The organism is Pseudomonas sp. P5_152 (assembly GCF_033989915.1).
Taxonomy (GTDB): domain Bacteria; phylum Pseudomonadota; class Gammaproteobacteria; order Pseudomonadales; family Pseudomonadaceae; genus Aquipseudomonas.
The window spans coordinates 5770853-5778713 of record NZ_JASFAH010000002.1; the positions used below are offsets into that span (position 1 = coordinate 5770853).

Genomic DNA, 7861 nt, shown 5'->3' on the forward strand with positions numbered 1-7861 from the left:
GCCCGCCGTTCAAGGTTTTACTGCATGCAGTGCTTTGATGACGAACGCTGCGTGGATTCTGCAATAACTATAAATAGCGAGAATTGTTCATGAGCAAGACCCCTTACGCCGTGGCCGACGAGCCACACGAGGCGAGCCATGCCGAGTCTTCCGGGCTGGAAGTCAAACGCCTGACCTTCGTCGAGGCGGTGGCAATGATTGTCGGCACCAACATCGGCGCCGGCGTGCTGTCGATGGCCTACGCCAGCCGCAAGGCCGGCTACATGCCGCTGCTGTTCTGGCTGGCGGTCGCCGGCATCTTCACCACCATCTCCATGCTGTATGTCTCGGAAACCGCCTTGCGCACCCGCCGTCACCACCAATTGAGTGGCCTGGCCCAGCGCTACGTCGGCTCCTTCGGGGCCTGGGCGATTTTCCTCTCGGTAGCGGTCAACAGCATCGGCGCGCTCGTGGCCTACATGAGCGGCAGCGGCAAGGTGCTCAGCGAGTTTTTCGGCATCAGCCCGGCACTCGGCAGCCTGCTGTTCTTCCTGCCTGCAGCGCTGGTGCTGTACCTGGGTCTGAAGGCCATCGGCAAGGGTGAGAAGTTCATCAGCATCGGCATGCTCAGCATGACCCTGGTGCTGGTCATTGCCACGCTGGTCCACGACAACACCCGGTTCGCCAACCTGCTGGAAGGCGATTGGGTCTACATGATCCCGGTGTTCAACATTGCCGTGTTCTGTTTCTCGGCCCAGTACGTGGTCCCGGAAATGGCGCGTGGTTTCAGCCACGCACCCAAGCGCCTGCCGCTGGCGGTGATCACCGGGATGCTGATTACCTTTATTTTGCTGGCGATGGTGCCGATGTCGGTGATCGCCCTGACCGGTCTGGAAAACCAGAGTGAAGTCGCGACCCTGGCCTGGGGCCAGGCGCTGGGGCAGTGGGCGTTCTACACCGCCAACACCTTTGCCCTGTGCGCGATGATGACGTCCTACTGGGGCCTGGGTGGCAGCTTCCTGACCAACATCTTCGACAAGTTCCAGAGCCTGGGCTCGGAGAGCAACCCCAAGACCCGCCTGATGGTCTTGGCCATTGTCTGCGTGCCGCCGTTTATCCTGGCCTACAGCGGCATGGTCGGCTTCGTCAGCGCCTTGTACTTTGCCGGGGTTTTCAGCGGGGTGATCCTGTCGATCATGCCGATCCTGATGCTACGCTCGGCACGCAAGAACGGCGACATCGTCCCGGCCTGGCAATGCGGCTGGATTGCCCATCCGCTGATCCAGGTCACGGTAGTGGTGCTGTACCTGATCAGCATGGCCTACGCCATCTGCGCGGCACTGGGTTGGTTGCCTGCCAGCTGGTAGGGTTTTGCGGCTACGCCAGTTGAGATAAAAAACGCCCCGACAGGTCGGGTAATGCTGTTCAGTTAAGTGAGTGCAGTACCTTGTAGGAGCGAGCTTGCTCGCGAAAAACGTCAACGATAACGCGTGTATTCAGTATAAACGCGGCGTCTTTGAGTTTTTCGCGAGCAGGCTCGCTCCTACAATGGTCGGCGTCGCTTAACTGAACAGCATTACCCGACCTGTCGGGGCGTTGTTGTTTTTGCGCGAGACACATCAGTAGCCGCTGTCGAGCCCGCGAGGCTGCGTCGGCGGCAGCAGGATGGCAATACCGCTAGAGGGCTTTTTCCCGGCAATGCAGCAGGGCTTCGCGGATCATTGCGCTGACCAGGGGCGCGGACACGCCGAGGTCCCTGGCGATGTCCTTCTGCTTCATGCCATGGATGCGGCACATCTCGAATACATAGCGGGTGCGCTCGGGAAGGTCGGCCAGTGCGCCGCACACCCGCTCCAGCAGTTGCTGGTCGGAAACCAGGGCTTCCGGGGTTTCGGCGTGGTGCGCAGGCGCCTCGTTGCTATCGCTGTCCTGGCATATCAGGCGCTCCTCGAACTGGCGTCGACGGTAATGGTCGATCGACAGGTTGCGCACGACGCGGGTGAGGTAGGACGCCTGGGACCGGATCTGCTCGTTGTCACCCGCATCGTCGACCTTCATGAAGGCTTCATGAACGATGTCTTCGGCGTGACTGCGGCACCCGGTGATCCGGGCTGCGAGACCGATCAGGCGTGAACGCTGGTCATAAAACACCTCAAGCAAGGGGGAACCATTTCTGGCTGCATCGATTTTTTGCATGAGGCACCTGATGAATTCTTGGTAGTACGCCAGCGAGGGTGAAAAATCTAATACTATTAAGAACTATTTGCAACAACTCCCTAAATCAATCTCCACCTGGTCATGATCCAAGGCCGCAAAAGCACCGTCTGAAGTTATTTCTCTGTCATTCGTCGATCTAGGAAACCGCGAGACAGGGCGTCATGCCCCTCGCATTGACTCCACAGATCGAGGAATTGCAAATGGCTTTCGACCGCGAAGATGCAACGTTCAAAGTACTGGTCAACGCAGAGGAGCAGTATTCGCTGTGGCCCGACTACAAGGCAGTGCCTGCGGGCTGGCGTGAGGCGGGGAAAAGCGGCCTGAAGCAAGACTGCCTGGACTACATCGAGTCGGTCTGGACCGACATGCGCCCCCTCAGCCTGCGTCAGCACATGGACGGGCAGGCCGGCCGGTGAGCGTTTTGCTGACCCTGTTCTGCCTACCCTATGCGGGCGCCAGTGCCATGAGCTATGCACGCTGGCGTCGTAGCGCACCGGCCTGGCTGGACATTCGTCCGCTCGAGCTGCCGGGGCGGGGCAGCCGTGCCGGCGAGCCGCTGGCGAGCGACCTGGTCGACCTGGCCGCGCAACTGGCCCGCGAGCTGCGCGGTGAAACCTATCGGCATTACGCGCTGTTCGGCCACAGCATGGGCTCGCTGCTGGCGTTCGAACTGGCCTGTGCCCTGCGTGCGCAGGGCTTGCCGGCGCCTCGTGCATTGCTGGTGTCTGGCGGCTCGGCCCCCGCGCACCGCGATTACCTGCGCTTTCGCCAACCCCTGGGCGATGAGCAACTGATGGCCGAGTTGGCCTCCCTGCAAGGCACGCCTATTGAGGCCCTGCAAGACCCCGAACTGATGCGCCTGGCGCTGCCTGTGCTGCGCGCCGACTTCCTGCTGTGCGGCCGCTATCGCTATCAGCCGACGGCGCCCCTGCAGTGTCCGGTGCATGTGCTGGCCGGCACTGAGGATCGTGCCAGCCAGGCGCAACTGCTGGCCTGGCGCGAGCATGCCGGTGCAGGTTTCAGTCTCGAACTGTTCGCCGGTGGTCACTTCTTCATCCAGGAGCAGGAGCGGGCGGTGCTCGACCACCTGATTGCCTGCCTGGCGGCCACGTTGCCTGGCGCTGCCGCTGTGCGCCCTGACTCTCACTTTCTTTGCAAAGGTGCGACATGACAGTCCTCCATACGTCTCTGGTTGACGCGCTGAGCGCGCACGCGGTGCGGCGCGGTGACAAGCCGGCGGTGCATTTTCTCCTCGACGGCGAAGCGCAGCGCCTGACGCTGACCTATGCCGAGCTCGACCGCCGGGCCCGTGAGCTGGCGGCAGTGCTATCACGCCATGCCGGCGTCGGTGAGCGGGCGCTGTTGCTGATGCAGAGCGGTCCGAGCTATGTGGTGTCGTTCTACGCCTGCCTGTACGCAGGCATCATCGCCGTGCCGGCATTGCCGCCCGAGTCGTTGCGCCAGTACGAACTGAGCCGGGTGCGCTCGATCCTCGACGATGCCCAGCCAAGCCTGGTGCTGACCGAGGAGCATCTGCGCGAGTCGCTGGTACAGGCCTTCGCCCAGAGGTTGCCGACCACCCTGTCCGTCGACGCGCTGGATGCATCGACACTGCAGGGCAGCGCCAACTGGCCGGTGCGGCAACCGGCCAACGAGGACATTGCCTTCCTGCAATACACCTCCGGCTCCACCGCGACCCCCAAGGGTGTGGAAGTCAGCCACGGCAACCTGGTCGCCAACGAACAGATGATGCTCGGTTGCTTCGACCTGCGTGAAGACGACACCTTCGTCAGTTGGCTGCCGCTGTACCACGACATGGGGCTGATCGGCTGTCTGTTGCTCTCGGTCTATCGGGGCGCGAGCCTGGTCCTGATGTCGCCGCGGCACTTCGTCGAGCGGCCTGCGCGTTGGCTCGAAGCGATCAGTCACTATCGCGCGAGCCACAGCGGTGCCCCGGACTTTGCCTTCCGCCTGGCCGCCGAGCGGGTCAATCAAAGCGTGCTGGCCAAGCTCGACCTGAGCTGCCTGCGCGTGCTGTTTTCCGGTTCCGAGCCGGTGCGCCAGGACAGCCTGCAAGCCTTCGCCCAGCACTTCGCGCCTTGCGGGTTCAAGCCGGCGGCGTTCTTGCCGTGCTATGGGCTGGCCGAGGCCACCCTGTTCGTCGCCGGTACCACCGCTGCGGAGCACTTCGTCAGTGCCAGTTTCGACAGCCATGCGCTGGGCGAACACCGCGCCGAGCCGGGGCAGGGCAGCTTGCTGGTCAGCAGCGGCATCCTGCACGAAGGGCTGCAGGTGATGCTGGTGGATCCGCACACCGGCGACATCCAGCCGGACAGCCATATCGGCGAGATCTGGACCAGTGGCGACAGCGTCGCTCGTGGCTACTGGCGCAACCCGCAGGCGAGCGCGCGGACGTTTGTCAGCCGTGAAGGGCGCACGTGGCTGCGGACCGGCGACCTGGGTTTCCTGCGCGGCAACCGCTTGTTCATCACCGGGCGCCTCAAGGACATGATCATTGTCCGTGGCCAGAATATTTACCCGCAGGACCTCGAGCGCGCCGTCGAATACAACGTCGAAGGCGCGCGCAAGGGCCGGGTCACGGCATTCGTGGTCGAGCAGGCTGACGGCGAGGGTATCGGGATCGCGGTCGAGATCGGCCGCACCACCCAACGCAAGATCAGCGCTGCACAACTGTGTGCGCAGATCGACCGAGTCGTGGCGGAGGTTTGTCAGCAGACGCCGGTATGGATTGCCTTGCTCAACCCCGGCGAACTGCCCAAGACCTCAAGCGGCAAACTGCAACGCTCCGCCTGCCGGCAGATGCTCGAACGCGCGGAGCTGGACTGCTTCCACCTGCGGCGCAACGACCAGCCGCTGGTGCGCGAGGGCCAGGCCTTGGTTGACGATCAGCAGCGACTGGTCGCGGCGGTCTGGGCCGAGGTGCTGGGACAAGATGAGATTTTTTGCGACGACAATTTCTTCGCCCTGGGCGGCAACTCCATTGCTGCCGCGCAGATTGTCGGACGCCTGCGTGAGCGCCTGGGGGTGAACCTGGCGCTGGCGAGCGTGTTCGACCACCCCGAGCTGGCTGGCTTTGCAACATCTCTGGCCCAGGCCGTTGCCGGCCACACCCAACCTGTCCTGAGCCCCAGCGTGACTGACGAACTGCTGCCGTCCTTTGCCCAGGAGCGCTTGTGGTTCGCCTGGCAGTTGGACCCCCACAGCTCGGTGTACAACGTGCCGCTGGCGCTGCACCTGCGTGGCCCGCTGGACGTCGATGCGCTACGTGCTGCGTTCGGCGCGCTGCAGCAGCGCCATGGGGTGTTGCGCACCACCTTTGCTGCGCAGGGCGAGGGTGTGCGCCTGCTGCTGCAGGAGACCCTGGCGCTGGAATTTGCCATTGACGATCTGTCCGACCTGTCGCCCGAGCAGCGTCTGGCCCAAGCTCGCCAGCGCGCCGCCGCGCACGCCCGGCAACCGTTCGACCTGAGTACCGGGCCCCTGCAGCGGGTGTGCGTACTGCGTCTGGATCAGCGCGAGCACGTGCTGTTGCTGACTACCCATCACATCGCGGTGGATGGCTGGTCAATGCGCAACCTGGTGGATGAACTGGAAGTGCTCTACACCGCCCGGTTGGCCGGCATCGACGCGCAACTGCCAGCGTTGACCGTGGGCTATGGCGACTTTGCCCGCTGGCAGCGCCAGCTGTTGGCCGGTCCCGAGCATGCCCGGCAGTTGGCTTACTGGCATCAAGCGTTGGCCGGCGAGCATAGCTGGCTGGAGCTGCATGGGCAGCGGCCCCGCAACAAGCAGGCGATGGCCGTCGGCGAACACTTCACCTTCAGTGCCGTGCAGACCAGCGCCTTGCGTGACTTCGCCAGGGCCCGCGCAGTCACGCCGTTCATGCTGCTGCTGGGGGCGTTCGCAGTCAGCCTGCGCGAGCAGAGCGGCCAGTCGCGTATCCGCCTGGGCAGCGACATCGCCAACCGCAGTCATCCGGCCACAGAGCCGTTGGTAGGGTTTTTCATCAATCAGTTGGTGCTGCAGGTTGATCTGGACCTGGCCGCCAGCACCGATGCCCTGCTGGAGCAGTGCCGGGGCGTAGTGCTGGGCGCCGCAGGGCACCAGGATTTGCCCTTCGAGCAACTGGTGGAAGCGCTGCGCCCGCCGCGTCGGGCCGGTCGCTCGCCGTTCTTCAGCATCAAGCTCAATTACCAGGAAGGCGAGCCACCGCTGCCGCGTCTGCGCGATGTGCGCGTGCAAGGGTTCGACGCCGGCCAACAGGCTGCCGAGCTGGACCTGATCCTCGGTTTCTACAGCAGTGCCAGCCGCCTCGAAGCGCGTTTCGAAATGCCCGAAGGGCTGTTCCAGCCTGGTGAAATTTCCCAGCTGTTCGCGCAGATCCAGGCCGTACTGCACTGCTGGCTGGGCAAGGCTGCGTTGACCCAGGCCGACCTGCTGGAAGCGGCCGCCCAGGTGCGGCGCGAAGCACGGGCGGTGGATAGCCAGCAGCGCCAGACCCTGCTCGCCAGCCAGCGCCCGATGCGCCGGCGCGCAGCGCAGCCGTCCACTCAACCGCACAGTGTCCAGGAGCAATGATGAGCGAGGTTAAAGTCACCGCACTGCCGACCATGGGTCGGGCACGCAGAAGCATCACCGCCAGCCAGGAGGAGCGGGTGGTGTTCACGCCCCTGCTCGAAGGGCACACGCTGCCACTGCTGTGTCGGCCACGGTTCGCCGGCACCGACCTGGTGGAATGGCTGGGGCAGCACCGCGAGCTGATCGAGGCGCGACTGCTGGAACACGGCGCGATCCTCCTGCGCGGATTTGATGTGGATGGCATCGATGGCTTCGATCGCTGCGTCCAGGCGATCTCCGGCGGCGCGCTCGAGTACCTGTTCCGGGCATCGCCACGGACCCAGGTGACCCGCCAGTTCAATATCTACAGCTCCACCGATTATCCGAGCAATGAACGGATTTTCCCCCACAACGAGCATTCCTATTCGCCGGTGTTTCCGCTGCACCTGTACTTCTATTGCGACCTGCCGTCGCTGACCGGTGGCGAAACCCCCTTGGGCGATACCCGCGCATTGTTACAACGCATCGACCCGGCCGTGCGCGAGGAATTCCGCCAGCGCCGGATCATGTACGTGCGCAACTACGGCGACGGTATGGGCCTGCCCTGGCAGACCGTGTTCCAGAGCGAGGACCGGGCGGAAGTCGAGGCGTATTGCGCGCGCATCGGTATCGAACCGCAGTGGAAGAACGGCAACCGCCTGCGCACCCGCCAGGTGGGGCCGGCCATCGTCCGTCACCCGCGTAGCGGCGAAGAGTTGTGGTTCAACCATGGCACGTTCTTCAACGCCCTGACCCTGCCGGAAACCCTGCGCGCGGCATTGATCACCGAGTTCGCCCCCGACGATCTGCCGCAGAACACCTTCTTTGGCGACGGCGCAGTGATCCCCGAGGAAACCATCCGCCACCTGCAACAGGCTTACCGCGACGTGATGGTCGAATTCCCCTGGCACCAAGGCGACGTGGTCCTGCTGGACAACATGCTGTCGCTGCACGCCCGTAATGCATTCACTGGCCCGCGCAAGATTCTCACCGCGATGGCAATTGCGCAGAAAAGCGCCGACCTGGCACTCGATTGAGGTTCCCCTAC

Annotated in this window: 6 protein-coding genes; 5 read left to right on the forward strand and 1 reads right to left on the reverse strand. The window is 63.8% G+C overall.

Annotation, left to right across the window (positions count from 1 at the left end):
- Positions 1–89 precede the first annotated feature (89 nt).
- Positions 90–1346 (forward strand): amino acid permease, encoded by a 1257-nt coding sequence (locus QMK50_RS26470; RefSeq protein ID WP_095168291.1) that lies wholly within the window; start codon positions 90–92, stop codon positions 1344–1346.
- A gap of 310 nt (positions 1347–1656) precedes the next feature.
- Here the strand turns inward: QMK50_RS26470 and QMK50_RS26475 are convergent, their stop codons facing one another.
- Complete coding sequence (locus QMK50_RS26475; RefSeq protein ID WP_095168290.1) at positions 1657–2175, reverse strand: RNA polymerase factor sigma-70; 519 nt, start codon at positions 2173–2175, stop codon at positions 1657–1659.
- A gap of 215 nt (positions 2176–2390) precedes the next feature.
- Here QMK50_RS26475 and QMK50_RS26480 point away from each other — a divergent pair, with 215 nt between their 5' ends.
- Genes QMK50_RS26480 through QMK50_RS26495 form a run of 4 tightly spaced genes read left to right on the forward strand, consistent with a single transcriptional unit; the run spans position 2391 to position 7850 of the window.
- Entirely contained in the window at positions 2391–2612 is a 222-nt protein-coding gene (locus tag QMK50_RS26480) for an MbtH family protein (protein ID WP_269467581.1), read from the forward strand.
- The gene (locus tag QMK50_RS26485; RefSeq protein ID WP_257792324.1) at positions 2609–3367 is read left to right on the forward strand and encodes a thioesterase II family protein; all 759 of its coding nucleotides are present in this window, start codon (positions 2609–2611) and stop codon (positions 3365–3367) included. Before QMK50_RS26480 ends, QMK50_RS26485 begins: the two co-directional genes overlap by 4 nt.
- Positions 3364–6795: a condensation domain-containing protein gene (locus tag QMK50_RS26490; protein WP_320334425.1), complete on the forward strand. Its 3432-nt coding sequence runs from the start codon at positions 3364–3366 to the stop codon at positions 6793–6795. The genes QMK50_RS26485 and QMK50_RS26490 overlap by 4 nt, the downstream gene beginning before the upstream one ends.
- The gene (locus QMK50_RS26495; protein WP_320334426.1) at positions 6795–7850 is read left to right on the forward strand and encodes a TauD/TfdA family dioxygenase; all 1056 of its coding nucleotides are present in this window, start codon (positions 6795–6797) and stop codon (positions 7848–7850) included. Before QMK50_RS26490 ends, QMK50_RS26495 begins: the two co-directional genes overlap by 1 nt.
- Positions 7851–7861: the final 11 nt, after the last annotated feature.